This window comes from Porticoccus sp. (assembly GCF_041592135.1).
In the GTDB taxonomy this organism is placed as follows: Bacteria; Pseudomonadota; Gammaproteobacteria; order Pseudomonadales; family Porticoccaceae; genus Porticoccus.
Map to the genome: position 1 here is coordinate 12,930 of NZ_JBFHQR010000002.1, position 26,414 is coordinate 39,343.

Here is a 26,414-nt window from a genome sequence, read left to right on the forward strand (position 1 = left end):
TTGCCGATGACCGCACTAAAGAACGACCGCTTCCTGCGGGCACTGCAGCGTCAGCCTGTCGATGTAACGCCAGTTTGGATGATGCGCCAGGCCGGCCGCTACCTGCCTGAATACCGTCAGACACGCTCCAGGGCCGGGGACTTTATGGGCCTTTGCACCAATCCTGAATTGGCCTGTGAAGTCACCCTGCAGCCCCTTGAGCGCTATCCCCTGGATGCCGCCATTCTGTTTTCCGATATCCTCACTATCCCTGATGCCATGGGGCTCGGCCTCTATTTCGAAGAGGGAGAGGGCCCCAGGTTCAGGAAGCCACTGCGCAGCGAAGCTGATATCTCCGCACTCGAGGTGATCAATCCCGAACGCGATCTGCCCTATGTGATGGATGCGGTAACCACCATTCGCCGCGAGTTGAATGGGCGGGTGCCGCTGATCGGTTTTTCCGGAAGTCCCTGGACGCTGGCCACATACATGATTGAGGGCGGCTCCAGCCGGGACTTTGCCCGCAGTAAAACCATGCTGTATGAACAGCCGGAGCTGATGCACCAGCTGTTGGATGTGTTGGCGCAATCGGTCACCGCCTACCTGAATGCACAAATAGCAGCCGGCGCCCAGGCAGTACAAATTTTTGATACCTGGGGAGGCAGCCTCTCCCACAGCGCTTACCGGGAATTTTCCCTCCGTTACATGTCCAAAATCGTTGCAGGTTTGACACCGGAAGCGGAGGGGCGTCCTGTACCCGCGATTCTCTTCACCAAGGGTGGCGGGCAGTGGCTGGAGGCCATTGCCGAGACCGGGTGCGATGGTATTGGCTTGGACTGGACAATGGACATTGGTGCCGCACGGCAGCGTGTCGGCCAGAAAGTCGCTCTTCAGGGTAATATGGATCCGGCTGTGCTGCGCGCCTCCCCCCTGCGCATTCGCCAGGAAGTGGCGGCCATACTGGAACAGTATGGCCACGGAGAGGGGCATATTTTTAATTTGGGGCATGGCATCACGCCGGATATCAGCCCAGAAAACGCCGGGGCATTTGTTGACGCAGTTCACGAATATTCAGCGAAGTACCACAAAAAAACCTAATTAAACTAACCAGTTATCGTCATATCTGACCGGTTGACCTACGTCAGTTGCTATTGTGTCGAACAGGCATATCCTTAGCTTGTAAGTCTGTGGTTTTAAGTTGCACAGAATTTCTAAACTACCTGTACCCCTGACGTGGGGGCGTGAACGATATGAGCATCAAACAGATCAAAATACGTGCGGATGACATCACAATAGGGATGTTTGTCTCCTGTCTTGATCGCCCGTGGAGCCAAACGCCTTTCCCCATCCAGGGTTTGCTGGTGAAGAGTCCCAAGGAGATCACTGCGCTGCGACACTATTGTGATCACGTATTTATTGATGTGACCAAAGGGGCCAGCCCAATAGGGGCTCCTGTCTCTGAAGGTTACATATCTCAAGCGGGCCAGGGAAAGAAAATTATTTCCTCATTGGTAAAAGCACAGGCCGGTATTGCGGAGAAAAGTGACGTGACTCCGATAGAGGTCAGGCACAATGTTTACACTGAGGTTGTACCCCTCAGCAGCGAGGTGGAACACGCGGAAAAGGCGCTGTTACAGTTGCGCGGCCAGTTTACCCTGGCGGCCAAACAGATCGCCAAAGGTCGTGATTTTGATTACCAGCAGCTAAAAGATGCGGTGGCGGATATGGTCAACAGTGTTGTCCGTTGCCCCGACGCCTTCACCTGGCTGCTGCGTCTCCGTCTGAAAGACCAGCAAACCCATGATCACAGCATGCGCGCGGCACTCTGGGCTGTTCAGTTTGCCCGTTTCATCGGTATGCCGAAAGGGGATATGTCCGTACTTTGTCTCGGCACGCTGTTAAAGGATATCGGCAAGGTTAAACTGCCCAACGGACTGCTGCGCAAAAAGCGGCGAACCCCCGAGGAAGCCGCCGAATATCAGAAGTTCGTGGAATATGGAGTCGAGATGTTGCGGGCTTCAAAGAGTGTTGAGCCCAGGGTAATTTCGGTGGTGCGCTATCACTGCGAGCGCTTCGATGGCAGCGGTTTTCCGGAAGGCATTCTGGGCGGTAAAATTCCCCTGTTGGCGCGTATCGCCGGCATTGCGACGACCTATGATGCGATTTCCAACCCGCTGGAATCTGAAGAGCCGGTTGCTCCTTCTCGCGCTGTGAGTCTTCTCTACAATATGCGCGACAAAAAATTCCAGGATGATCTGGTGGTGCAGTTTATCCAGTCTATCGGTTTGTATCCCACCGGTACGCTGGTGGAGTTGACCACCGGGGATGTCGGTGTTGTGGTTGAGCAGCACGCCCAATCCCGTCTCACCCCCAAGGTGGCGGTGTTTAACCAGAAGAAGGCGAAGGCCTCCGGGGAATATATCCTGCTGGATTTGAAGGATGAAGAGCAATCGCGCCGTGAATTGGTCAAGAGCGGTATTGCCAAAGCCAGTTCGGTATCGAAGCTGGCCATTGCCAGGGATTTGGAGATCTCCGGTTACGACGTCGACATTCCGGCGGTTAGCAGTATCTTCATGAAAAATACCAGCAGAATTCTGGACACGACCCTATCCGGTTCCCAGGATGGGGAGTCCGGCCCGACAGTCAAGAGCGGCTTGCTCTCCGGCCTGCGGGACCGTTTCCGACTCTGATCCCGCAGGGCTCACATCGACAATCGTTCAGCGATCGCCTGTCCCATCTGGGTAGTGCTGCCGGGGGCCAATCCTTCAGTCCAGCGGATAGTATCCTGTTCAAACAGCAGGATGACGGTTGAGCCGAACCGAAAGCGCCCCATTTCATCCCCTTTGCCGAGGCTGATCTGGCCCCGTTCAAATTGGTTCTGTTGCAACGTTCCGGCCTGGTAATTGCACTCCCAGACGGACTCAATGCCCGCGACCATCATGGCGCCCACCAGCACCACAGCACAGCGTCCCAGCGGGGTGTCAAACAGGCTCACCAGTCGTTCATTTTTGGCGAACAGGCCATCCACCGTGCCGGTGGTCGCTGCATTGACCGAAAACAGCTTGCCGGGGATGTAGCGGCAGTAATCCAGTTCGCCGGCGACAGGCATATGTGTCCGGTGGTAGTCGCTTGGGGACAGGTAGATGGTGATGAACTGGCCATTGTGAAAGTGCTTGCTGTCAGCATCCCTCGCACCCAAAAGCGCCTCGACGGAAAATGATTTGCCCTTGGCCTGGAAGATGTTGCCGGTGCTGATTTTGCCCAGCTGGCTGACAGTGCCGTCTGCCGGGCAGGCGACCTGACTGTCACCGGAGGCGATCGGGCGTGCCCCCGGTTTGAGGGCCCTGGTAAAGAAATCGTTAAAGCTCGCATAATCATCCAGCTCACTGGATGCAGCTTCAGCCAAGTTTACCCGGTAATGGCGGATAAACTGGCGAATCAGCGCATTTTTGAGTCCCGGATGTCTGCTCTCTGCCAGTTTTGCCCCCAGTCGGGATACGCCGTGCTGGGGGGTAAGGCGTTGCAGGGCGACAAACCATTCAGCCCAGTATTGGTTCATCCCTATAGCTCCACCGGGGTGTCGGGTCGATTGCCCCACTCCCACCACGAGCCGTCATAGGCGCGAATATTGTCGAAGCCCAGCAATTGGCCCAGCATATAGGTGAAGCCGGAACGATGATGTGACTGGCAGTGGGTAACCGTCGCCTTGGCAGGATTGATACCGAGCTGTTTCAGCTGTTCCAGCGCATCTTCGCGAATCCGCATATTGCGTCGGCTGTCCATCAGGCTGGTCCACTCGCAATTGATGGCGCCGGGAATATGGCCACCCTTGTCGGACATGACTTTTTCGCCCCGGTACTCCGCCGGGCTGCGGGCATCCCAGATCTGCAGATCGCCGGCGTCGAGATGAGCCATGATCTCTTCCGTTGTGACCAGGGCCTTGAGATCAACCCTGACCTCCAGCTCCAGGGCCGCAGGTGCCGGAACCTCTTCTGTCATCGGGAAGCCTTCATTGTGCCATGCCACAAAGCCACCATTGAGGTAGGACCACTTGTGGTGACCGATCACGTCCAGCGTCCAGATAAAACGACCGGCCCAGCCGCCCCCTTCGTCGTCATAGACAATCACATGGGTGTCATCCGTCAATCCAAGCCGGCTGAACAGCGCGGACAGCTGGGGAGGGGAGGGTAATTTATTGGGCCAGGGTTGGCCGCCATTCATCAGTTCCTGGGGTGAGACGTGCACCGCGCCGGGGATATGTTTGCGGCTGTAGAGACCATCATTACAGAGGTCGACAATCAGAATATCGGGTTCGCCGAGCAGTTTTTGCAGATCTTCCGGCTCGAGCAGTTTTGGGATCGCGGACATGGTGCCTCCTGTACAAATTGCAGGCGGCGATTGTACCACCGATCATTCGGCCTTTTGCCATGGCTAGCGGGCAGTTTCCAGGCTTTGTACGATGTGCCTGAAGCTCTCCACCCGCCGCTGGGTCAAATCACCATTTGCCATTGCTTCCGCAATAGCGCAACCAGGCTCGCTACCCATATGCCGGCAATCCCTGAATTTGCACTGTCCCAACAGGGGGCGGAACTCCACGAAGCCGTCGGCGACATCGGCGGGGTCGAGGTGCCAGAGGCCGAACTCGCGTATGCCCGGCGAGTCGATGACTTCGCCGCCATTGGGTAGTCGGAACAGCCTGGCGGTGGTGGTGGTGTGGGTGCCCTTGGTGACCGCCTCGGAGAGTGCCCCCACGGCGGTGTCCGTTCCGGGGGCCAGGGTGTTCAAAAGTGACGATTTGCCGACCCCGGACTGGCCGACAAAAACACTGGTAATCCGGTCGAGGCGGTCAGACAGGCGGCCGATTCCATCACCGCTGCGGGCGGAGACCTGCAGGCAGTCGTAACCCAGCTGCTGGTAGTCCTCCAGCAGGTCGAACAGATAGTCGCGGTTGTGATCATCCACCAGGTCGCTTTTGTTCATCACCAGGATGGGCGTTATGCCCTGGTGCTCCGCCGCGACCAGATAGCGATCCACCAGGTTTCGATGTGGCTCTGGAAGTGGCGCCAGGACAACCACGATACAGTCGATGTTGGCGGCCACCGGGCGCAGCCGGCCGCGATTATCCGGTCGGCACAGTTCACTGCTGCGGGATTGCACGGCGACGACTACCCCCTTGGGTTCGCCATCCTGCCAGATGACCCGGTCCCCGGTGACAATGGACGGCAGATTGGCGCGCAGGTGGCAGCGTTTGGCCGGACTTTCATCGGCGGGATCGGGTTCCACCTCCACCTGGGTGCCAAAGCAGGCGATAACCCGCCCGCTCTGCGCCGGGCCTAGGTCGTCGGTGGCGAGGAATTCCTCCGCCTGCCGTTGATCGACCGCATTACTGGCCTTCGCCTGATTGCGTTGTATCTGGCGCTGTTGCTGTTTGGTCAGGTGGCGTTTGCTCAAAAACCCTTCCTAATATGGCTTCCTGCCCAACCCCGATTGGCTGGCTTAGTTGGACGCAAGGATATAGCATAAGGGCACCGTGGGACAGGAATCAGAAATGCCCAAACTGGAGGGGATTTACCAGTCGCTGTCGGCTTTTATGCCATTGCTGGCCACCCTTGCCGTGATGGCATCGGGATTGTGGTTCGCCAATTGGCTGTTGTTGCGGCGTGCCAGCCTGACCACTGAATCCCGATTGCCCGGTCAGGTCACCATGCTGGTGCTGACCGCGGTCGCGCTGATCGCCGTGATTCTGGCACTGCCGGTCAGCGAGTCCACCCGCGGCGATCTGCTCAGTCTACTGGGACTGGTATTAACCGGGGTGATCGCACTGTCGTCCACGACCTTTGTGGCCAACGCCATGGCTGGGCTGATGTTGCGCGCGGTGAAAAGTTTCCACCATGGTGATTTTATCCGCGCCGGAGAGTATTTCGGCCGTGTCACCGAGCGGGGGCTGTTTCATACCGAGATCCAGTCTGAAGACCGGGACCTGATCACCCTGCCCAACCTGTTCCTCGCGTCCAATCCGGTGACGGTGGTGCGCTCCTCGGGGACCATTGTCTCCTGCGACCTCTCCCTCGGATACGATGTGCCGCATTATGATGTGGAGCCCTTGCTGAAGGAGGCTGCCCAGGCTGCCGGTCTGCAGGAACCGTTCCTGCAAATTCTGATGCTGGGGGATTTTTCAGTGAGCTACCGGATCTCCGGTTATTATCCGCAGGTGAAGCAGTTGCTGACCATGCGTACCCGGTTGCGCAAGGAGGTGCTGGACAAGCTCCACGGTGCCGGCATTGAAATTGTCTCCCCCGCCTTTATGAACCAGCGCCAGTTCAGGGATGGCGAGAAGTTCATGGCGCCCCCCAAGTTGCCCGAAGAGGGGATTGCTGCACCGCAGGCGCCCGAAGCACTGATTTTTGACAAGGCCGACCGCGCCGAGAAAATCCAGAACCTCGAGAATGAGGTGCAATCTCTCGCGGTGGAAATCAAGGTATTGAAAGAACGACAGCAGGCCTGTGCAGACGAGGCGGAAGCCGGGGTGCTCAAGGGCGACATTCGCCAGCGTGAAGAGCGCCTCGCCAGCCTGGAAAATATTATCCGCAAAGCCAAAGAACCCACCCCATGAAAGATATTGCACTGATCAAAGACCCCCTTAACCTGATCTGGATCGATCTCGAGATGACCGGGCTCGACACCGACAACGATGTGATCATAGAGATCGCCACCCTGGTCACGGACAAGGACCTGAATGTACTGGGTGAAGGGCCGGTACTGGCAATTCACCAGCCCGATGAATTACTCGATGGCATGGATGAGTGGAACACCCGCCAGCACGGTAAGTCTGGACTGACTGAACGGGTGCGCCATAGCCAGATCACCCTGGCCGAGGCCGAGCGGGCGACCCTGAACTTTCTGGAGCAATTTGTGGAAGCCAGGCAGTCGCCCATGTGCGGTAATTCCATCTGCCAGGATCGCCGCTTTCTCGCCCGCCAGATGCCGGCCCTGGAAGCCTTCTTCCATTACCGCAACCTCGATGTGAGCAGTGTCAAGGAAATCCTCCGCCGCTGGCGGCCGGAGTTGGCCAAGGGACTGACCAAAAAAGGCGCCCATCTGGCCATGGATGACATCAGGGACTCCATCGACGAGCTGAAGTATTACCGCGAGGTATTTTTCCGTATGGGGGATGCGGATTGATGTGGCAGGTCTACCTCTCCGGCGAAATTCACACCGATTGGCGCGAGCAGATTGTCAGCGGTGCCCAGGCGCAGGCGTTACCCATCACTTTCAGCTCCGCGGTGACGGATCACCAGGCCAGCGATGCCGCCGGGGATGTGCTGGGTGAAGAGAACCATCCGTTCTGGCGCGACCACCGGTCGGCCAAGGTGAATGCCATCCGCACCAAGACCCTGATCGAGGGCTGTGACTTGGCCATTATCCGTTTCGGCGACAAGTACAAGCAGTGGAACGCCGCCTTTGATGCGGGCTACTGCGCCGCCCTCGGCACCCCCTACATCAGCCTGCACGATGCCGACATCATCCATCCTCTCAAGGAGGTGGATGGCAGCGCCATGGCCTGGGCGCAAACGCCTGATCAAGTGGTGGCGATACTGGCCTATCTGACCACGCAGCAGTGATGCCGTTATGACGGCATTCTGGTGGCGGGATTGGTAATTTTCCGCTTGCGCCTTTTGGGTCTGCTGTGTTGCTGTAATGCCCAGGAGATGTGCTCTCTTAGCATTTCAGAGGGATGATTTTCCCGGCTTTTCAGTGCGCTAATAACCGAGTCGGAGGAGGGGGCGTTGCCCAGTCCCACCGCCAGGTTGCGCAGCCAGCCGGTGTAGCCGATGCGGCGAATGGGCGAGCCCTCGGTGTATTTCAGGAATTCCGCTTCGCTCCACAGGAACAGCTCCACCAGCTCCCGGTTATCCAGTTGGTGGCGGGGTGAAAAATCTTTCTCCGTTGCGGAGGGGGCCACCTTGTTCCACGGGCAGATCGCCTGGCAATCGTCGCAGCCGAACACCCGGTTGCCCATGGGTTCGCGAAACTCCTCGGGGATGCTGCCCTTGTTCTCAATGGTGAGGTAGGAAATGCAGCGTCGCGCATCGAGTACATAGGGTTCCGGGAAGGCATCGGTGGGGCAGACCTTGAGGCAGGCGCTGCATTCGCCGCACTGATCGTCCTCGCCGGGCTCATCCACCGGCAGCGGCAGGCTGGTGTAGATTTCGCCGAGAAAGAACCAGGACCCCACTTCACTGTTGATCACCAGGGTGTGTTTGCCCAGCCAGCCGAGTCCGGCTTTGACCGCCAGCGGCTTTTCCATCACCGGCGCGCTGTCCACAAAGGGGCGCTGGATGACGGCGCCGGGAACGGCCTGCTCAATGTCCTTGGCCAGGGTGGTGAGTCGTTTGCGGATCAGCTTGTGGTAGTCCCGGCCCAGTGCATAGCGGGAGATATAGGCCTTGTCTTCGGCCTTGAGCACGGCAATCAGGTTGCTGTCCTCCGGCAGGTAGTCCATGCGCACACTGATGACTCTGACCGTTCCCGGCAACAACTGTTCGGGGTGATAGCGCTTGCTGCCGTGTTCAGCCATCCAGCGCATCTCCCCCTGATAGCCGTTCTCCAGCCATTGATTGAGGCGCTCGCCACTGCCGGATAACTCAATATCGGTGATGGCGACCTGTTGAAAGCCGAGCGCGTTGCCCCAGGCTTTGATTTGCCGGGCGAGCTGCGGGTAGTCGATGTCGGGGGTTTGGCAAGTCATGGTCGAACTGCTGTCTATAGTTAACGTATAATTTTGCCAGAAATTCGCCGGATAATCGGTAACTTATGTTTCAGCATTTGCCAATTCCCCTCTATACCGCTCAACAGGTCCGTGAGCTGGACCGCCTCGCCATCCAGGATTGGGGTGTTCCCGGCATCAAACTGATGAAACGGGCCGGTTACGCGGTGTTTCAGCAGTTGGTCAGCCGCTGGCCCGGCGCACCGATCACCGTGTTTTGTGGCGCCGGCAACAATGGTGGCGATGGCTACATTGTGGCGGCGCTGGCTGCTGAAAGCAGGCTGCCGGTCACCGTGGTGCAGGTCGCCCCGGTCGGCAAGTTGCGCGGTGATGCGCGGCTGGCCTATGACTATGCCCGCCAGGCCGGCGTTGATATGGTGCCGTTCAATGACTGCCTGACGCTGGATAGCGGTGTGGTGGTGGACGCGCTGCTGGGCACCGGTTTGAGCGGCCCGCTGCGGGAACCCTTTGCCCAGGCTGTTCGCCTGATCAATTGCGCCGGCTTGCCGGTGGTGGCCGTGGATATCCCTTCCGGGCTTTGCAGCGATACCGGTATGCCCGCTGATCCCACCGTCAGCGCGGAGCTGACGGTTACCTTTATCGGTTTGAAGCAGGGGTTGTTTACCGGTGAGGGCCGGGTGCACGCGGGTGAACTGGTGTTCAGCGATCTGCGGGTGCCAGCGGCTATCTATCGACAGATCCTGCCCAGCGGAGTGCGGTTGGATCTGGAGGAGCTGCTGATGGCGCTTCCGCCCCGTCGCCGGGATGCCCATAAGGGCCATTTTGGCCATGTGCTGGTGGTGGGCGGTGATCTGGGATTCGGTGGTGCGGCGGCCATGGCCGGAGAGGCCGCATTGCGAACGGGAGCCGGACTGGTTACTGTGGCCACTCGACCCGAACATGTCGGCGCGCTGTTGTCCCGCAGACCGGAATTGATGGTGCGGGGAATCACCTCCGGTCAGCAGCTCCAGCCGCTACTGAAAGCTGTTTCGGTGCTGGTGGTTGGGCCCGGACTGGGTCAATCCCCATGGTCCGAACAGTTGATGCAACAGGCGCTGGCCGCCGGCCTGCCCACGGTACTGGATGCGGATGGCTTGAACCTGCTCAACAATAGTCGTTCAGCGGCCCTGCCATCCGGTAACTGGTTGATGACGCCCCACCCCGGTGAGGCCGCCCGACTATTGGGGGTGACCGTTGCCGATATCCAGCGGGATCGTTTTGCGGCGGTTCGTGCGTTACAGCAAAAATTCCAGTGCCCGGTATTGCTGAAAGGCGCCGGCACATTGGTGTGTACGGCGGATGATCGGCCCGTCAGGGTCTGTTGCGGCGGCAATCCCGGCATGGCGTCCGGGGGTATGGGCGACGTGCTGAGCGGCATTGTGGGCGGCTTGTTAGCGCAGGGTGTGCCCGCTGCGGAGGCGCTACCACTTGGCGTGGGGCTGCACGCCGAGGCCGCAGACCGGGCGGCGGTGGATGGCGAGCGGGGCCTGTTGGCCACCGACCTGTTTGGGCCCCTGCGGCGACTGGTGAATCCTTGAGCGACGTTTTTGACATGCTGTTGATCGGGGAGCAGGCCATGGTGGACTTTGGGGCACAGCTGGGGAAATTGCTGCCCGAAGGGGCCCTGGTCTTTCTGGAAGGTGATCTGGGTGCCGGAAAAACCACCCTCAGTCGCGGTATTCTGGCAGCGTTTGGGCACAAGGGTGTGGTGAAAAGTCCGACCTACACCCTGGTTGAGCCCTATCAGTTGGGAGACAAGCTGATTTATCATTTCGACCTGTACCGCCTCGGCGATCCCGAGGAGCTGGAGTTTATTGGTATTCGCGATTACCTGGACCAGGCCGGCTGCTGTCTGGTGGAATGGCCTGAGCGCGGAGCCGGGATGTTGCCGGAGCCCGATTTGCTGGTAGAAATCAACGTGGTAAATGATGCCCGCCGTGTGGCGATTTCTGCCGGCACCACAAGAGGCCAAAAAATCATAGGGGATCTGCACACGCTGTCATGAGGATGGTCTGTTTGCTGAACACAGCTTTGCTGCGCGGATTGCCGATGCTGTTGCTGGCCCTGTGCCAGCCATTGGCGGCGGCCACCGTGGACGGGGTGCGCCTGTGGCGTGCGCCTGATCACACCCGGCTGGTGTTTGACCTCAGTGAGCCGGTCAACCACAAGCTATTTCTGCTGGATAACCCTTCCCGTCTGGTGGTGGATATTGCTCACAGCACCCTCAACGCCAGTACCGGGAGTCTCGATTTTTCCCGATCCCCGGTCGCTTCCCTGCGCAGTGGCGTCAAGGATAAAACCGATTTGCGCATTGTTCTCGACCTGAACGCCGCAGTGAAGCCGCGCAGTTTTGTCCTGGAGAAAAATGAACAATATGGCCATCGGCTGGTGGTGGATCTCTACGACAGTGGCCAGCAAACCGTCAAAACCGTGCAAGACGTGGCTGGCGAGACTGGCAACCGCGACATTATTATCGCCATTGATGCCGGCCACGGTGGTGAGGACCCGGGTGCGCTGGGTCCCAAAGGTATTCGCGAAAAGCAGGTGGTGCTGGCCATCAGCCGGGAACTGAAAATCCTGCTGGATCAAACCCCGGGCTTTCGGGCCACGTTGGTGCGGGATGGCGATTACTATATTCCCCTGCGCGGTCGTACCCACATTGCCCGCCAGCACCGCGCCGATATGTTTATTTCCATCCACGCGGATGCCTTTACCAAACCCTCGGCCCACGGTGCCTCCGTGTTTGCGCTGTCCCGCCGGGGCGCCACCAGTGAAACTGCCCGCTACCTGGCCAGCCGGGAAAATCAGGCCGACCTGATCGGCGGTGCCGGCAGTGTCAGTCTGGATGACAAGGATCATATGCTGGCCAGCGTGCTGCTGGATCTCTCCATGACCGCTACCCTCAGCAGCAGTCTGGATGTGGGTGCCGAGGTGCTGAGATCTATCGGCGGCATCACTACACTCCATAAAAAGCATGTGGAGCAGGCGGGTTTTATGGTGCTCAAGTCACCGGATATTCCCTCGATTCTGGTGGAGACAGGTTTTATTTCCAATCCCCATGAGGCGCAACAGCTCGGCAGTCGGGCCTATCAGCAGAAAATGGCCCGCGCCATTTTCAACGGGGTCAACCGTTATTACGCGAAAGCGCCGCCGGCTGGCACAAGCCTCGCCGCTGGAAAACCGGCAAGTGGCAATGTCCATGTCATCGCCAGGGGGGATACGCTCTCCGATATTGCGGTGCGTTACAATGTCTCGCTAGATGAACTGTTGCGCCACAATGGCCTGACCAGCACCCAGATCCGGGTGGGGCAGCGCCTGAAAATTCCCACCTCCTGAAGAAGCCTTACGCATGCCTAAAATTCACCTGCTCAGTCCCCGGCTGGCCAACCAGATCGCCGCCGGTGAAGTGGTTGAGCGCCCCGCCTCGGTGATCAAGGAGTTGCTGGAAAACAGCATCGACAGCGGTGCCCGTCGCATCGATATCGATGTGGAAAATGGCGGCGTGAAATTGATGCGGGTGCGGGACAATGGCTGCGGTATAGGTCGGGATGACCTGCCGCTGGCCCTGAGTCGCCACGCCACCAGCAAAATCGAGCAGCTCGACGATCTGGAAGCGGTGGTCACCCTCGGGTTTCGCGGTGAGGCCCTGGCCAGTATTTCCTCGGTGGCGCGCCTCGCCATCGCCACCAACGAAGACGATGCCGGTCCCGGCTGGAGGGCCGAGGCGGAAGGGCGCGACATGGCCGTTAACCTGGCGCCGGTGGCTCACCCGCGGGGCACCACCGTGGAAGTGCGTGATCTGTTCTTCAATACCCCGGCGCGACGCAAGTTCCTGCGCGCCGAAACCACCGAATACAAACGCATTGACGAGGTGCTGCGCAAGCTGGCGCTGAGTCACTTCGACATTGATTTCACCCTGCGCAACAACGGCAAGGTGGCCCACCAGTTCTGGGCCGCGGACAGCCAGCTGGGGCAGGAGCGCCGTGTGGCCGCCATTTGCGGTCCGGCCTTTATGGAAAATGCCCTCTACCTGGATGTGTCAGGTGCCGGTCTGCGCCTGTGGGGTTGGGTGGGGCTGCCGACCTTTTCCCGCAGCCAGACGGACCTGCAGCACTTCTATGTCAACGGCCGCAGCATCCGCGACAAACTGGTTACCCATGCGGTGCGCCAGGCCTATCAGGATGTGATGTACCACGGCCGCCATCCGGCCTTTGTGCTGTACCTGGAGCTGAACCCGGCGGATGTGGATGTCAACGTTCACCCCACTAAGCACGAAGTGCGTTTCCGCGACAGCCGCACCGTCCACGACTTTCTGTTCCGCAGCCTGCACCGGGCGGTGGCGGATATTCGCCCCGGCGATCTAGTGGCAGCAACAGCGGCCGATGCAACCGTGGCGCCGATCAGCGCTGTGCCCACCCCGGTGGAACAGGCTGCCATCCGTTTTCCGGCACATGAGCCGGTCCCTCGGGGTGGCGTCAGGGAATCGTTGTCGGTGTACGGCGAAGTGCACCGCGGACCATCTGCCTGGGAGGCCCCTGCTTCGCAGCCGCTGCCCGAAAGCGATGAAAAACTGCCGCCCCTGGGGTTTGCCATCGCCCAGTTAAAAGGTATTTACATCCTGGCGGAAAATGCCGCCGGGCTGGTACTGGTGGATATGCATGCCGCCCACGAGCGCATCACCTACGAGCGCATGAAACAGGCTTTTGCCGCGGAGGGGCTCAGCTCCCAGCCATTATTGGTGCCGGCGACGCTGGCCGTCAGCCAGGGGGAGGCGGATATGGCAGAAGAACAAGCGGCCATGTTCGAGACCCTCGGCTTTCAGCTGCAGCGGGCCGGGCCGGAAAGCCTGCTGGTACGACAGGTGCCGGCCATGCTGCGGGATGCCGATGTGGAGCCGCTGGTGCGGGATGTGCTGTCCGACCTGCTCAGTCACGGCAGCAGCGATCGCATCCGCCAGCACCTCAACGAGATTATGGCCACCATGGCCTGCCATGGCTCGGTACGCGCCAATCGCAAGCTGGGTATCGCTGAAATGAATGCCCTGTTGCGGGACATGGAGGCCACCGAGCGCAGCGGCCAGTGCAACCACGGCCGGCCCACCTGGACCCAGATTTCCCTGGCTGAATTGGACAAACTGTTTTTGCGGGGGCGCTAGAAAGGCATGTTGCGAGCGATTGGCAATATTCTGTGGTTTATTCTCGGTGGACTGGTGATGGGGCTGGCCTGGTGGCTGATCGGACTGGTGGCCTTTATCACCATTATCGGCATCCCCTGGGGGCGCGCCTGCTTCGTTATTGGCCAGTTCACGTTCCTGCCCTTCGGGCGTGAGGCGGTGGATCGCAAACTGATCACCGGCAGGGATGACCTCGGTACCGGTGCCCTGGGCTTATTGGGCAATATTATCTGGTTTATCCTGGCGGGTTTCTGGCTGGCCATCGGTCATATCACCGTGGCGCTGGCGCTTTGCCTGACCATCATCGGTATTCCCTTTGCCCTGCAGCATCTCAAGTTGGCGCTGCTGACGCTGGCCCCGGTGGGCAAGGTGATCGTGCAAAGATAGTCCCGCGCTTCAACCCCATAGGGTTGGAGCTCCCCGTTAATCTGTCAGTCTTTTTTATGACACCGGTCGTCGCCTGTGAGCTAACGCAGCAGATTCCTGGTCTAACCTTATACTTACTGTATTTTCGGGTGACTGCCTTATAAGTGGATGCCAGTGTTGGTCACCCAGGACCGGGTGCCTTATGAATTATCGGTTTGTCGTCTCGGGATGTTTGGCGATTTGCCTGTTTGGGCCGTTGGCTGTCAGCGGTGACGCGGGCAAGGGGGATATGTGGCCAGTTAGCCGCGCGGCCGTGCCTATGGCAGATACCCAGCATTCCCGGGCGACTCTTGCTGTCGCTACAACCCGGTTCTCTTCTCTGGAACAAGCCTTTGTCTACTACAACAAGCTGGCGCTTTCCGGGCGTTGGTCCGCCATTTCCGCTGGGCCATTGCTGAAGCTCGGCGACAGCCATGAGCAAGTCGGGCAGTTGCGCCAGCATCTGAGTTGGAGCGGGGATTATCACCCGGAAGTGCCGGCCGCCAAGGGCGACGGGTATTTTGATGAACCGCTGCACCAGGCGCTGCTACGTTTTCAGGAGCGCCACGGGGCCGCCAAGGTGGATGGTATCCTCGGTCCCGAAACACGCAACTTATTGAATGTGCCTCCCTGGATCAGGGCGGACCAGATTTTGTTGAATATCAATCGTCAGGAACAGTTCGGGGCGACCGCAGGACCAAGATATGTACAGGTAAATATCCCGGCATATCGACTGAAACTGGTGGACGACGGCACGGTGCTGCTGGACATGAAAACCATCGTTGGCCGGCAGAGCAGACAGACGCCGGTATTCAGCCGTGTGCTGCGATCCCTGGTAGTCAATCCCTCCTGGAGCGTCCCGAGAAGTATTGCCATGAAGGATATTTTGCCGAAGTGGAAGAGGGACAACAGTTATCTGGACAAGCAGAACCTGCAAGTGCTATCCGGTTGGCAGGTGCCCTCTGTGGTCGTGCCGAACAGTGCCATTGATCTGGCAAAGATGTACCGGGGAGCCGAGTACTATCGGCTGTGGCAGCCACCTGGTCCCGGCAATACCCTTGGCCGAGTCAAATTTGAGGTGTCTGGCAGCGGCAGCATCTATCTCCACGATACTCATAGCCGACAATTATTTGCCGTCGGCAGGAGGGGCTTCAGTTCCGGCTGTATCCGTCTTGAAAAACCGCTGGAACTGGCAGAGCAATTATTGATTCTGGCAAACGCGGCCCAGCCGGGCGAGCTGGACGCACTGTTTGAAACGACGCGAACCCGCCATATCCGCTTCGACAATCCGGTGGAGCTGCATGTGACCTACTGGACAGCCTGGCTGGATGAGTCGGGAACACTGTATTTTGGCGATGATCTGTATCGCCGCGATGAGGCTGTTTTGACGGAGTCAGGAGCTGGCCAGGTAGCGGCCGGCTGATCATTTTCTGTACAGATGGGTGCTGCCAACGCATAATGTCACCCCGACGAACGCATTGGTACAGTGCCCCTTATGGAAAAAGATTCCCTCACAACATCGCGTAGAAGGTTTCTGCGTATGGTCGGTGGCTTCACCGTGGGCATGGCCGTTTCCGCATCCTCTCTGGCCAAAGTCCCGGCAGGGTTGCCGAAAGCGCGCTCACTTTCTTTCTACAACCTGCATACCGGGGAGTCCCTGGAGACCACCTTTTGTGTCGGCAAGCATTTCCTGCCGGACAGCCTCAGTGAGGTGAACCGGGTGCTGAGGGACCATCGCAGCGGTGAAGAGTGCGACATCTCTCCCCAGTTGCTGGTACTGCTGGATAACCTCAGAAAGACACTCGGCACTTCCCAGCCACTGCAGGTTATCTCCGGATACCGCTCACCGGAGACCAATGCCATGTTGAGCCAGCACAGCAGCGGTGTCGCCAAGAAAAGCCTGCATATGCAGGGGAAAGCCATCGATATCCGCATTCCCGGTGTGGAGCTCGGCAAGCTGTATCGCGCCGCCAGGGCCATGAATGCCGGCGGGGTGGGGCTTTATAGCGGCAGTGATTTCGTTCATGTGGATGTCGGGGCCGTCAGGTATTGGGGCGCCTGAGGACGGGTTTAGAACTTGAACAGGTAGTCCAGGTACAGCCGGTTGTCGAAGTCGTCCTCCTTGACTACCGCCACCTTGCCGCGCTCGTCCGAGTGATAGTCGTGGGCGATCCAGCGGAAGCTCAGCCCCTCAACGCCCGGAATGGCCCATTGCAGATCCAGCTCGGTATACCATTCGTCCGCCACCCCCAATGATTTGTCAAAGGTGTTCTCGGCGCCTTCGCCGCGGGTGTGGGTGAGGGTGGTGGTCAGTCCCGGCAGCCAGCCGCTCCAGTCGTAGCCCAGCCGCAACTGCCACAAGTCCTCATTTTTGCCGGTGAGATCCGGGCCGATGGTGGAGTGGGTCGGCATGGGCGTGGTGCCGTGGTCGCCGGCGTAGTTGTCCTCAATCCAGACGTCGTCCCGCACCCTGGTCAGCGCCGCGCCCAGTGTCAGGGCTTGCCGTCGCCAACTCAGGTCGAGGTAATAGACCTCGGCGTCGTTGTCGGTGGTGCCGCTGTCCACATCGCCGGATTCGGCGCCGGGCAGGAACAGCTCGCCGTCATCCACGGAGGTATAGAAGCCCCCCGTGAAGGCCACCAGCCCATCTTGCAGGGGGTGTTTGTAGCCGGCCACCAGACCGGTTTTTTTCAGGTAATCCCTTGAAATGAGTTGTTCCAGTTGCAGCGAGAAAGGCCCCCGGGTGTAGCTGGCGCCGAGAATGCGGATGTAATCGATATCGCCCTGGTCGGAGAGATCGGTCCGAAATGCCTCGAACTGGTCGTCGTGGCGCGGTGACCACTGGTTCACCTGGACGGCGTACAGGCCGACATCGCCGAGGGTGCTGTCCAGGCGGATTCCGGAGAACATGTTGGGGATAGCCCTCGAGGTGGCGCTGGTCAGCATCAGGGTTTTCAGCGTCTGGCGGCCATACTTCACTTTCAGGTAGTCACCCGGTTCCAGGCGCAGGGCGGCCTGGCCCAGTTTGGAAAGAGCGCTTTCGTAGCGGCCTGCGTTATCGACACCGAGCACATCACTGGTTCTGGCGCCCTGGCTGTGGAGTTCCTGGACACTGTAGAGGGACAGGTCTACCCCCAGCATGTCCCACAGGTTATCGGAGCGGTAGTTCAGCTCCATCCCCAAGGCGCCCTGCTGGTAGGATTTGCCGGATGTTTCGAAGTCGCGGTCGAAATAAATCGCCCGCAATTTGCCCGACAGGCTGCCGTGCAAGGGTGGATCAGAAGCCGCCGTCGGACTGCTCCACATCAATATGGCCAGGGCGAAGGAGAGGAGGGTTGGGGTAGTGCCGAGCAGCATTTTTAGGCAGCTGTGGCTGGGTGATGGTTGCCCGTTGGCAGGTGTCATATCGGTTTCCAAAGGGGCCGGTCCGCGTCGGGATGGACGATCAAAAATACATGAGGCTGAAGGGAGATATTTCGATGTATTTTCGAGAACATACCGAATGGCCAGTGTAAACAGCAGGTGCAATATTGCGCAATTACTTCTCGTCAGGGGGCTGTTTCGCCAGCAGAGTCTGGAGTTTCTGCAACGCGGGGGCTGTGGCCAGTTCCTCCAGCAATTCCGTGTGCAACCGTAGTACCTTTTGCCCCAGTTCAGAAACGCTGGCGCCGCCACCGCCGCTGCCCCCCTTGCTGGTCAGTACCAGCGGGGACTGGAAACAGCGGTTCATGGTTTCCACCAGCTGCCAGGCGCGGCGGTAGCTCATGTTCATACACTTGGCCGCCGCGCTGATGGAACCCGTTGTAGCGATATGTTGCAGCAGTTCCGCCTTGCCGGGGCCGAAGGCGATGGCGGAGCCGTACAGCAGTCGCAGTCTGGGCTTCAGAGTATTGGGAGCGGTTTTGGCGGGTGGCTGAGTCATGGCGGCGGGCTGTCATCCAGTTGTCGATCCAGTCTGCGGGAGACATGTTGCGGGCCGTGGGAAAAGCGCCCCAGCAGCTGGTAGGCCACCGGCAGCACAAACAGCGTCAGTATCGTCGCGAAGGCCACCCCGCAAAATAGTGTAATGCCCAGTACCTGGCGGGTTTCGGCGCCGGCTCCAAAAGACAGGATCAGCGGTATCGAGCCGGCGATGGTGGTAATGCTGGTCATGACGATGGGCCGCAAGCGCACCTGTGTGGCCTCGATGATGGCCTCGTGCACAGAGGCGCCCTGGTCCCGCAACTGGTTGGCAAATTCGACGATCAGGATGCCGTTTTTCGCCGCCAGGCCGATCAACATGATCAGCCCGATCTGGCTGTACAGGTTGAGGGTATTGCCACTGGCCCAGAGTCCCAACAGTCCTCCGGCGATGGCCAGCGGCACCGTGAGAATGATGATGAAAGGGCTGACATAGCTCTCGAATTGGGCCGCCAGCACCAGGAACATCACCAGAATGCCCAGGGCGAAGACGAAATAACTGGCGGAGCCGGATTTCTTGTAGTCCAGGGAGCGGCCCTTGTAGTCTATCACCGCCTGTTCCGGCAAATGCGCCCGGACCAGGTTTTCCAGCTGGGCCAGCCCCTCGCCCAGGGGCAGTCGGTCTTCCAGGTTGGCCTCGATGGTGATGGCGCGGCTGCGGTTGTAGCGGTTGAGGGTCTTGGAGTCCGCGTATTCCTGCAACGTCACAAGATTGGACAGGGGAATCAGCCGGCCTGACCGTTCCGAGCGCACGTAGATATTGGTGAGGTCGTGGGGGCTGTTTTGCTGGTCGCGCACACCCTCGATCATCACGTCGTACTCTTCTCCGGCATCGATATAGGTGGTGACTCTGCGGGAGGCGAGCATGCTCTCCAGGGTGCGGCCGATATTTTGTACCGAAACGCCGAGTTCGGCGGCGCGATCGTAGTCGATCAGCACCTGTACCTGGGGACTGGTTTCCCGGTAGTCGCTGTCAATATCGGCAAAGCCGGGATTTTGCTTGTCGAGCTCGGCAAACAGAATGTCCCGCCAGGCTGCCAGTTCCTGGTAGGTGCCGCCGGCGATCACGAACTGCACCGGTTTGGCGGTGCGGTTGCCAATGCCCTGGCGCATGATCGGGTGAATGCGCACCCCTGGCCAGATCAGCGGTCTTGGCGCGAATCTCGGCCATGATGTCCCAGGCGGAACGCCGTGATCCCCACTCCTTGAGCATCACAATCACCATCCCGGTATTGAAGGCATCCCTGGGGGCGCGCACCAGGATGCGGTCGGCATCGCCCTGCTCGGTAAGCGGCATCAGGCGCTGTTCGATCTCCTCGATATATTGCCTGGTGTACTCGTAGCTGGCCCCCTCGGGTGCCTGCACCAGGATAAAAAAGGCACCCCGATCCTCTTTCGGCACATATTCGTTGGGGATACCGTTCACCAGCCAGACACAGAGGCCAATACTGGCCGTAAACAGCAGTGCCACCAGAGCCGGTCGCCTTAACGACATTTCCACCCAGCGGCCGTAATGGCCTTTAAAGCGGCTAAAGAAGCGATCGACCCGGTTGTCCTGCCCGCCGTGGTCGGCGCGCAGCAACAACGATGCCAGCACCGGGCACAGGGTCAGGGCCACCAGGCTGGAAAACAGCACGGCGGCACTCATGGTGAGGGCGAACTCCGAGAACAGCCGCCCCATATCGCCTTCCAGCATGGCGATGGGGGAGAATACGGCCACCAGTACCAGGGTGGTGGCGATCACCGCAAAGCCCACCTGGCGGGTGCCGCGGAAGGCCGCCACCAGCGCCGTCTCCCGATATTCCGCCATGCGGCGGTGGATGTTTTCCAGTACCACGATGGCGTCGTCCACCACCAGCCCGATGGCCAGTACCAGCGCCAGCAGAGTCAGCAGGTTGACCGTAAAACCCATCGCCATCAGCACGATAAAGGTGGACACCAGTGAGATAGGCACCGTGACGGCGGGTACCAACATGGCCCGGGCGCTGCCGAGGAACAGGTAAATGACAAAAATCACCAGCGCGATGCTGATGGCCAGGGTTTTGTAGACCTCGCGGACGGCTTGCTCGATAAACACCGAGGAGTCGTAACTCTCGTGAATATGCATGCCTTCGGGGAGCAGTTTGTTGAGTCGTTCCGCCTCCGCCTTGGCGGCGCGGGACACGTCAATGGTGTTGGCGGTGGACTGCTTGGTGATGCCCACCCCCACCATGGTCTCGCCGTTGCCCCTGAACAGGGTGCGGTATTCCTCGGTGCCCTTTTGCACCGTGGCCACATCCGCCAGGCGCACCAGGTAGCCATCCTCGCCGCGGCTCAACACCAACTGGCTGAAATCCTCGGCGCTGCGGAATACCCGTTTCACCCGCACGGTGAATTCCTGCTGGATGGATTCGATCTTGCCGGCGGGCAGTTCGACATTTTCCGAGCGCAGCGCCGCCTCCACATCGCTGACGGTGAGATGGTGGGCGGCGAGCTTGATGCGATCCAGCCAGATGCGCATGGCCAGGCTCTGGCCGCCCCCCACCCGCACCCGCGCCACGCCATCGAGAATCGAAAAGCGATCCACCAGGTAGCGCTCCGCATAATCGGTCAGTTCCGGTACGGAGAGGCTCTCGCTGGTGAGGTTGAGCCACATGATCACCTCGTCGTTGGTGTCCACCTTTTCCACCACCGGCAACTCGGCTTCTTCCGGCAGGTCCTCCAGCACCCGGGAGACCCGGTCGCGAACATCGTTGGCGGCGGCCTCTATATCCCGCGACAGGTTGAATTCGATATTGATTTTCGAGACCCCGTCCGAGCTGTTGGATTCGATGTACTTGATCCCCTCGAGTCCGGAAATACGGTCTTCCAGCAGTTGGGTAATGCGGGTTTCCACCACATTGGCCGCGGCGCCCTGGTACTTGGTTTCGATGGAGACGATGGGTGGATCGATATCGGGATATTCCCTGAGGGTCAGGCGATCGAATGCAATGACGCCGAAAGCGACCAACAGCAGCGAGATAACCGAGGCGAATACCGGTCGCCGGATGCTGATATCGGAGAGCAGCATGGGGTCAGCGTGCCCCGCGCTCTGATGGGGAGGATTGCTGGAGCAATTGCTCCAGGGTTTCTTCACCCTGCTGGGTGGCGGCGATGGTGACCGCGGTACCCTGGTTGAGGCGCATCACGCCGTGGGTCACCACCAGCTCTCCCGGCTCGATACCCTGGGTGACCACCACGGCCCCGGGCCGCCGGGAACCGATGCTGAGTTTGCGTTTGCTGACGGTCGCCGGTTGCGTGCCGGTGTTGACGACGAAGGCGTACTGGTTGAAGCCTTCCTGGACCAGGGCTTCCTCGGGGATCATCAGGCTGTCCAGCACCGCTTTTTGCAGGCTCACCGTCATCAGCATGCCTGGCTTGAGGTTGCGCTGCGGGTTGGCCAACAGCACCCGCACGCCAATGGTGCGGGTCACCGGATCGACCCGGGAATCCAGGCTGGTGATTTCGCCTGCAAAAGGTTGACTGTTCAGTTCTGCGGCCACGGCGGTGACGCTCAATCCCTGCTGCAAACTGCCGAGAAAAATGGCGGGTACCGACATGTCCAGTTTCATGATGCTGTCGTCGTCCAGGGTGGTGATGGCCTCGCCGGGGGTTACCAGGGCGCCGACACTGATGTTGCGCAGCCCCACCACCCCATCGAAGGGCGCCACCACCAGTCGGTCCTGCAGGCGGGATTGGGTGGCGCGCAATTTTGCCTGGGCGGTTTCATAGGCCGCGCGGCGTTCGTCCAGCAGCGACTGGCTGGCGAGGTTGGTCTTCACCAGTCCCTTGATGCGCTGGTACTGGCGTTCAGCCTCCCGAAGGGTGGAGCGCGCTTCCTCCAGCTGTGCGTGTTCCTCTTCGCTGGTCATTTCCACCAGCACTTCGCCCGCCTTGACTCGCTTGCCGTCATCAAAGTGAATGGCGGTAATGGTTTCCGTGACCGTGGCAGAGAGTGTCACCGCTTCATTGGCACGCAGGGTGCCCAGTGCTTCGATGGTTTCGGCAAAGGCTTCAACCGCAGCCGCTTTGACAAATACGGGCACCGGTGGTGCGGCCACAGCCAGTGCGGGGGAGACCCCGAACAGCAAGCTGATGGCAATGGCTTTGAGTTGCATGTCAGAGGGTCCTGTCTGGTCGGGGTTCTCGGGCTCGCCCAGCATAAAAGTTGGGCTGTGATGAAATATGACAGTTCCCGCGGCCAATGCAAAGAAAAGCCTATGCCTGCGGGTATGGATGGGCTTATTTGTGCACCAATATGGTGCGTTGTGGATTTTATGCACTAACAAGTAGCTGTTTTGTCGCTCCCGCACGAGGTTTGTCACGGGCGCTCTTCCCCCCGATACCCTGTTGTATGGGTGTTTGGGGTTGTCCAAAAAAAATTGGCATGTATCCTGTATGAGGTTTCCACAAGTGTTCGTACTTTTGGCAACACGAATGACAATCTGGCAAATAGAGCGCTAGGGTTCCGATCCGTTGAGATATGAAATCGATGGATGACTGGTCCGAGAGCACTCGACCTCTCAGTGGTATTTGGGGTTACACGGCGGGACAAAAGCCCGGGAGACTTGTTTGGCGTAGCGCCAAAAGTACTCCACTTGCACCGGTGTAACCCGATACACAAAGAACCGACTGAGAGGTTTATCATGAAAAAATTAGCTGCAACGCTGCTAGCTTCCCTGCTGTTCTCCTCCGGCGCCATGGCGCGCGACGATTTCAAAATCTGCTGGTCGATTTACGTCGGCTGGATGCCCTGGGCCTATGGCGCCGAATCCGGCATCGTCAAGAAATGGGCCGACAAGTACGGCATCAGTATCGACGTGGTACAGATCAACGACTACGTGGAATCCATCAACCAGTACACCGCCGGCCAGTTTGATGCCTGCACCATGACCAACATGGATGCCCTGACCATTCCCGCCGCCGGCGGCGTGGACAGCACCGCGCTGATTGCCGGTGACTTCTCCAACGGCAACGACGCGGTGATCCTCAAGGGCAAAAATTCCCTGGCGGACATCAAGGGCCAGAAGGTCAACCTGGTGGAACTGAGTGTGTCCCACTACCTGCTGGCGCGGGGCCTTGAGTCAGTCGGCATGCGTGAGGCCGATGTGCAGGTGGTGAACACCTCCGATGCGGACATGGTGGCGGTGTACGGCACCGATGGTGTCACCGCGGTGACCACCTGGAATCCGCTGGTCAGCGAGATTCTGTCTATGCCCGACAGCCACAAGGTGTTCGATTCCGCCCAGATTCCCGGCGAGATCATCGACCTGCTGGTGATCAATACCGAAACCCTGAAAGAAAACCCCAAACTGGGCAAGGCCCTGACCGGTGCCTGGTATGAAATCATGGCGCTGATGAGCGGCACCGGTGAGGACGCTGAAGCCGCCCGCACCTTCATGGCCCAGGCCTCCGGCACCGACCTGGCCGGTTACGACGCCCAGCTGGCGGCCACCAAAATGTTCTATGCCCCGACCGCTGCGCTGGAGCTGAACATGAGCGACAAGCTCACCGCCACCATGAAGGCGGTGGCCGAGTTTTCCTTCGACCACGGCCTGCTCGGTGACGGCGCCCCGGATGCCGGTTTCATCGGCATCGAAACCCCCGCCGGCCTCTACGGTAGCAGCGACAACATCAAACTGCGCTTCGACCCCAGCTACATGCAGATGGCGGCGGACGGCAAACTCTGAGTCTGACAGCACCCACCGGGAGCGGTGTACCGCTCCCCATAGGACAGGCCATGAAACGACTGATCAACCTGACGCCATCCCCGGTCGCGAGTGCCATGCTGGCGCTGCTGCCGTTTGTGCTGATCCTGCTGCTCTATGTGGCCGCTTCCGATGTGCGGCTGGAGGCCAATCCCCATGACAAGTTGTTGCCGAGCTTCAGCCAGATTGGCGACACCATCCAGCGGATGGCTTTCGAGCCCAGCAAGCGCACCGGGGAATACCTGTTCTGGCAGGACACCGCCAGCAGTCTCCAGCGCTTGGGGCTGGGGGTGTTGATTGCAGCTTCTTTAGGATTGCTGATTGGCATCTTCACCGGCGCGCTGCCGCTGGTGAATTCCGGACTGTCGCCGCTGTTGACGGTGGTGTCGCTGGTGCCGCCGCTGGCGCTGCTGCCGATCCTGTTTATCGTGTTCGGCCTCGGGGAGCTGTCAAAGGTGATGCTGGTGGCCATCGGCATCACCCCGGTGATCGCCCGGGATATCCAGCGCCGCGCCCGGGAAATTCCGGCGGAGCAACTGGTCAAGGCGCAGACCCTGGGGGCCAGCACCCCGCAGATTCTGATCCGGGTGCTGCTGCCGCAGTTGCTGCCGAAGCTGATCGACGCGGTGCGCCTGTCCCTGGGTGCCGGCTGGTTGTTTCTGATTGCCGCCGAGGCAATCGCCTCCACTGACGGCCTCGGCTATCGGATCTTCCTGGTGCGCCGTTACATGTCCATGGACGTGATCCTGCCCTACGTGGCCTGGATCACCTTGCTGGCATTCTTCTTTGATGTGGCGCTGGCCTGGCTCAGCCGCAAGCTGTTCCCCTGGCACGTACAGGGAGGGGCCCAGTGATGATCGAGGCAAAAAATCTCTGGAAGCGCTACGGCGACAACCTGGTGCTGGAGCAGATCAATCTGCAGGTGGCGGAGCGGGAGTTCATCACCATGGTGGGCACTTCCGGCTGCGGCAAGAGCACCTTCCTGAAGATGCTGCTCGGCACCGAGAGCCCCAGCAGTGGCGCGCTGCTGCTGGACGGTAAACCCATTTCTTCCGAACCCGGCCCCGACCGGGGCATCGTGTTCCAGCAGTACTCGGTGTTTCCGCACATGACCGTGCTGGAAAACGTGGTGGCCGCCAGGGCATTCCAGCGACCGGGTATCAGCGGCTACCTGTTTGGCGGCGCCAGGAAAAAGGCACTCCAGGAGGCTGCCGATATCCTGGAGCAGGTGGGCTTGAGTCATGCTCTTGAGCGCTATCCCCACGAACTGTCCGGGGGCATGAAACAGCGCCTGGCCATTGCCCAGGCGCTGCTGGCCAAGCCGCGCATCCTGTTGCTGGATGAACCGTTCGGTGCCCTGGACCCGGGCATTCGCGCCGATATGCACGACCTGATCCTGAACTTATGGCGGCTGTACAAGCTCACCGTGTTCATGGTCACCCATGATTTGAAGGAAGGCTTTTACCTGGGCACCCGGCTGTGGGTGTTCGACAAACTGCGCCACGACCCCCAGGCGCCCAATGCCTACGGGGCCTCCATTACCTACGACTTGCCCGTCGGCCAGCTGGACCGGCGTCTCTACCAGGAGATCGACGACAGTCTCAGGCCCGTTGTGACAGGCCCGACGGTTGACGGGCTGGAAAAAATGCTATGACACAGATCCACTACACCACCGATATCGCACCCGGCGGCCACTGGTCGCTGCGGCTGCGGCGCGGCACCCTGATGCGGCTCACCGACCTCGAGGGCGGCGCCAACGTCGGCATGCTGTTTTACAACCCGGAAAACCTGCTGGAGCGCTACAACGCCCCGGACACCCTGAAGTGCCAGCACAGCTTCAAACTGACCCGCGGCAACTGCCTGTATTCGGACATGGGGCGCATCTTCGCCTCGGTGGTCGAGGACAGCGTCGGCTGGCACGAAACCGTGTGCGGCAACAGCCGCGCCGATCAAATAGCAGAGCGCTGGGGACGGCGCGATTACCAGGGTGACCGCAACCGGTGGCACCAGAACGGCCACGACGCCTTCCTGGTGGAGCTGGCCAAATACGGCCTCGGCAGCGCCGACCTGGTCGCCAACCTCAACTGGTTCAGCCGGGTGGCCGCCGATGATGACGGCAACTTGCGACTGGTGGATGGGGCCAGCCCCGCCGGCAGCCAGCTGAGCCTGCGCTTCGAGATGGACACCCTGGTGCTGCTGCACTGCTGTCCCCATCCCCTCAACCGCGCCGCCGAGTACCCGGCCCGGCCGGTGCGCATAGAACTGGGGCTGGCGGAGCCGGTGACACTGGACGACCTCTGCCGCAACCACTGCCCGGAAAACCGCCGCGGCTTTGCCAACAACGCACTCTATTACCTGGGCGCCGCTCCCGAGCTGCTGCCCATGCTGGGGGAGGAACTCTGAC

General features: G+C 59.9%; 23 protein-coding genes, 1 pseudogene and 1 riboswitch. Of the genes and pseudogenes, 16 read left to right on the plus strand and 8 right to left on the minus strand.

The window, feature by feature from the left end; genetic code table 11:
* Positions 1–6: 6 nt before the first annotated feature.
* The gene (gene hemE, locus ABY948_RS00335; protein WP_461480504.1) at positions 7–1,077 is read left to right on the plus strand and encodes a uroporphyrinogen decarboxylase; all 1,071 of its coding nucleotides are present in this window, start codon (positions 7–9) and stop codon (positions 1,075–1,077) included.
* 152 nt (positions 1,078–1,229) lie between these two features.
* Positions 1,230–2,669: an HD-GYP domain-containing protein gene (locus ABY948_RS00340; RefSeq protein WP_461480505.1), complete on the plus strand. Its 1,440-nt coding sequence runs from the start codon at positions 1,230–1,232 to the stop codon at positions 2,667–2,669.
* A gap of 11 nt (positions 2,670–2,680) precedes the next feature.
* Here ABY948_RS00340 and asd read toward each other — a convergent pair whose 3' ends face one another.
* From asd to rsgA, 3 genes are all read right to left on the minus strand, one after another.
* On the minus strand, positions 2,681–3,538 hold the full coding sequence (gene asd / locus ABY948_RS00345; protein ID WP_461480506.1) for an archaetidylserine decarboxylase: 858 nt from the start codon (positions 3,536–3,538) through the stop codon (positions 2,681–2,683).
* A gap of 2 nt (positions 3,539–3,540) precedes the next feature.
* Positions 3,541–4,347 carry a sulfurtransferase gene (locus ABY948_RS00350; protein ID WP_461480507.1) on the minus strand — a complete coding sequence of 269 codons (807 nt, stop codon included), beginning with the start codon at positions 4,345–4,347 and terminating at the stop codon, positions 3,541–3,543.
* A gap of 63 nt (positions 4,348–4,410) precedes the next feature.
* The gene (rsgA, locus tag ABY948_RS00355) at positions 4,411–5,430 is read right to left on the minus strand and encodes a small ribosomal subunit biogenesis GTPase RsgA (protein WP_461480508.1); all 1,020 of its coding nucleotides are present in this window, start codon (positions 5,428–5,430) and stop codon (positions 4,411–4,413) included.
* 97 nt (positions 5,431–5,527) lie between these two features.
* Between rsgA and ABY948_RS00360 the strand changes: the two genes are divergently transcribed.
* From ABY948_RS00360 to ABY948_RS00370, 3 genes are read left to right on the plus strand one after another with little or no spacing between them, the layout of a single operon-like run.
* Positions 5,528–6,592, plus strand: a complete 1,065-nt coding sequence (locus tag ABY948_RS00360; protein WP_461480509.1) for a mechanosensitive ion channel family protein — start codon at positions 5,528–5,530, stop codon at positions 6,590–6,592.
* A complete protein-coding gene (gene orn / locus ABY948_RS00365; RefSeq protein ID WP_461480510.1) occupies positions 6,589–7,161 on the plus strand; it encodes an oligoribonuclease in 573 nt (190 codons plus the stop codon). The genes ABY948_RS00360 and orn overlap by 4 nt, the downstream gene beginning before the upstream one ends.
* Positions 7,161–7,601, plus strand: coding sequence for a YtoQ family protein (locus ABY948_RS00370; RefSeq protein WP_461480511.1), 441 nt, complete (start codon positions 7,161–7,163; stop codon positions 7,599–7,601). Before orn ends, ABY948_RS00370 begins: the two co-directional genes overlap by 1 nt.
* 5 nt (positions 7,602–7,606) lie before the next feature.
* Here ABY948_RS00370 and queG read toward each other — a convergent pair whose 3' ends face one another.
* Positions 7,607–8,728 carry a tRNA epoxyqueuosine(34) reductase QueG gene (gene queG, locus ABY948_RS00375; RefSeq protein WP_461480512.1) on the minus strand — a complete coding sequence of 374 codons (1,122 nt, stop codon included), beginning with the start codon at positions 8,726–8,728 and terminating at the stop codon, positions 7,607–7,609.
* Positions 8,729–8,793: 65 nt separating this feature from the next.
* On the opposite strand from queG, the gene ABY948_RS00380 reads away from it, so the two are divergent.
* The 7 genes from ABY948_RS00380 (at position 8,794) to ABY948_RS00410 (ending at position 16,386) form a co-directional block, all read left to right on the plus strand.
* A complete protein-coding gene (locus tag ABY948_RS00380) occupies positions 8,794–10,284 on the plus strand; it encodes an NAD(P)H-hydrate dehydratase (RefSeq protein ID WP_461480513.1) in 1,491 nt (496 codons plus the stop codon).
* Positions 10,281–10,751: a tRNA (adenosine(37)-N6)-threonylcarbamoyltransferase complex ATPase subunit type 1 TsaE gene (gene tsaE / locus ABY948_RS00385; protein ID WP_461480514.1), complete on the plus strand. Its 471-nt coding sequence runs from the start codon at positions 10,281–10,283 to the stop codon at positions 10,749–10,751. Before ABY948_RS00380 ends, tsaE begins: the two co-directional genes overlap by 4 nt.
* Before the next feature lie 44 nt (positions 10,752–10,795).
* Positions 10,796–12,082: an N-acetylmuramoyl-L-alanine amidase gene (locus ABY948_RS00390; protein ID WP_461480541.1), complete on the plus strand. Its 1,287-nt coding sequence runs from the start codon at positions 10,796–10,798 to the stop codon at positions 12,080–12,082.
* A gap of 13 nt (positions 12,083–12,095) precedes the next feature.
* A complete protein-coding gene (gene mutL / locus ABY948_RS00395; RefSeq protein WP_461480515.1) occupies positions 12,096–13,901 on the plus strand; it encodes a DNA mismatch repair endonuclease MutL in 1,806 nt (601 codons plus the stop codon).
* A gap of 6 nt (positions 13,902–13,907) precedes the next feature.
* Positions 13,908–14,306, plus strand: coding sequence for a YccF domain-containing protein (locus ABY948_RS00400; protein ID WP_461480516.1), 399 nt, complete (start codon positions 13,908–13,910; stop codon positions 14,304–14,306).
* Between the two features lie 298 nt (positions 14,307–14,604).
* Positions 14,605–15,747, plus strand: coding sequence for a L,D-transpeptidase family protein (locus ABY948_RS00405; RefSeq protein ID WP_461480517.1), 1,143 nt, complete (start codon positions 14,605–14,607; stop codon positions 15,745–15,747).
* Between the two features lie 117 nt (positions 15,748–15,864).
* On the plus strand, positions 15,865–16,386 hold the full coding sequence (locus tag ABY948_RS00410; RefSeq protein ID WP_461480518.1) for a DUF882 domain-containing protein: 522 nt from the start codon (positions 15,865–15,867) through the stop codon (positions 16,384–16,386).
* 8 nt (positions 16,387–16,394) lie between these two features.
* Here ABY948_RS00410 and ABY948_RS00415 read toward each other — a convergent pair whose 3' ends face one another.
* The 4 genes and pseudogenes from ABY948_RS00415 to ABY948_RS00430 all read right to left on the minus strand — a co-directional run bounded on the left by ABY948_RS00415 (position 16,395) and on the right by ABY948_RS00430 (position 22,420).
* On the minus strand, positions 16,395–17,729 hold the full coding sequence (locus tag ABY948_RS00415; protein WP_461480519.1) for an OprD family outer membrane porin: 1,335 nt from the start codon (positions 17,727–17,729) through the stop codon (positions 16,395–16,397).
* 133 nt (positions 17,730–17,862) lie between these two features.
* The gene (locus ABY948_RS00420) at positions 17,863–18,246 is read right to left on the minus strand and encodes a winged helix-turn-helix domain-containing protein (RefSeq protein ID WP_461480520.1); all 384 of its coding nucleotides are present in this window, start codon (positions 18,244–18,246) and stop codon (positions 17,863–17,865) included.
* Positions 18,243–21,333: pseudogene (locus ABY948_RS00425) on the minus strand (efflux RND transporter permease subunit). Before ABY948_RS00425 ends, ABY948_RS00420 begins: the two are co-directional and overlap by 4 nt.
* A gap of 4 nt (positions 21,334–21,337) precedes the next feature.
* Positions 21,338–22,420: an efflux RND transporter periplasmic adaptor subunit gene (locus ABY948_RS00430; protein ID WP_461480521.1), complete on the minus strand. Its 1,083-nt coding sequence runs from the start codon at positions 22,418–22,420 to the stop codon at positions 21,338–21,340.
* A gap of 331 nt (positions 22,421–22,751) precedes the next feature.
* A riboswitch (guanidine-I (ykkC/yxkD leader) is annotated at positions 22,752–22,870 on the plus strand.
* 132 nt (positions 22,871–23,002) lie between these two features.
* Between ABY948_RS00430 and ABY948_RS00435 the strand changes: the two genes are divergently transcribed.
* From ABY948_RS00435 to ABY948_RS00450, 4 genes are read left to right on the plus strand one after another with little or no spacing between them, the layout of a single operon-like run.
* Positions 23,003–23,992, plus strand: a complete 990-nt coding sequence (locus ABY948_RS00435; RefSeq protein ID WP_461480542.1) for a putative urea ABC transporter substrate-binding protein — start codon at positions 23,003–23,005, stop codon at positions 23,990–23,992.
* Between the two features lie 50 nt (positions 23,993–24,042).
* Positions 24,043–24,864: an ABC transporter permease gene (locus ABY948_RS00440; protein WP_461480522.1), complete on the plus strand. Its 822-nt coding sequence runs from the start codon at positions 24,043–24,045 to the stop codon at positions 24,862–24,864.
* Entirely contained in the window at positions 24,864–25,664 is an 801-nt protein-coding gene (locus tag ABY948_RS00445; protein ID WP_461480523.1) for an ABC transporter ATP-binding protein, read from the plus strand. Before ABY948_RS00440 ends, ABY948_RS00445 begins: the two co-directional genes overlap by 1 nt.
* On the plus strand, positions 25,661–26,413 hold the full coding sequence (locus ABY948_RS00450) for an urea amidolyase associated protein UAAP1 (protein WP_461480524.1): 753 nt from the start codon (positions 25,661–25,663) through the stop codon (positions 26,411–26,413). The genes ABY948_RS00445 and ABY948_RS00450 overlap by 4 nt, the downstream gene beginning before the upstream one ends.
* The last annotated feature ends 1 nt before the right edge of the window (position 26,414 follow it).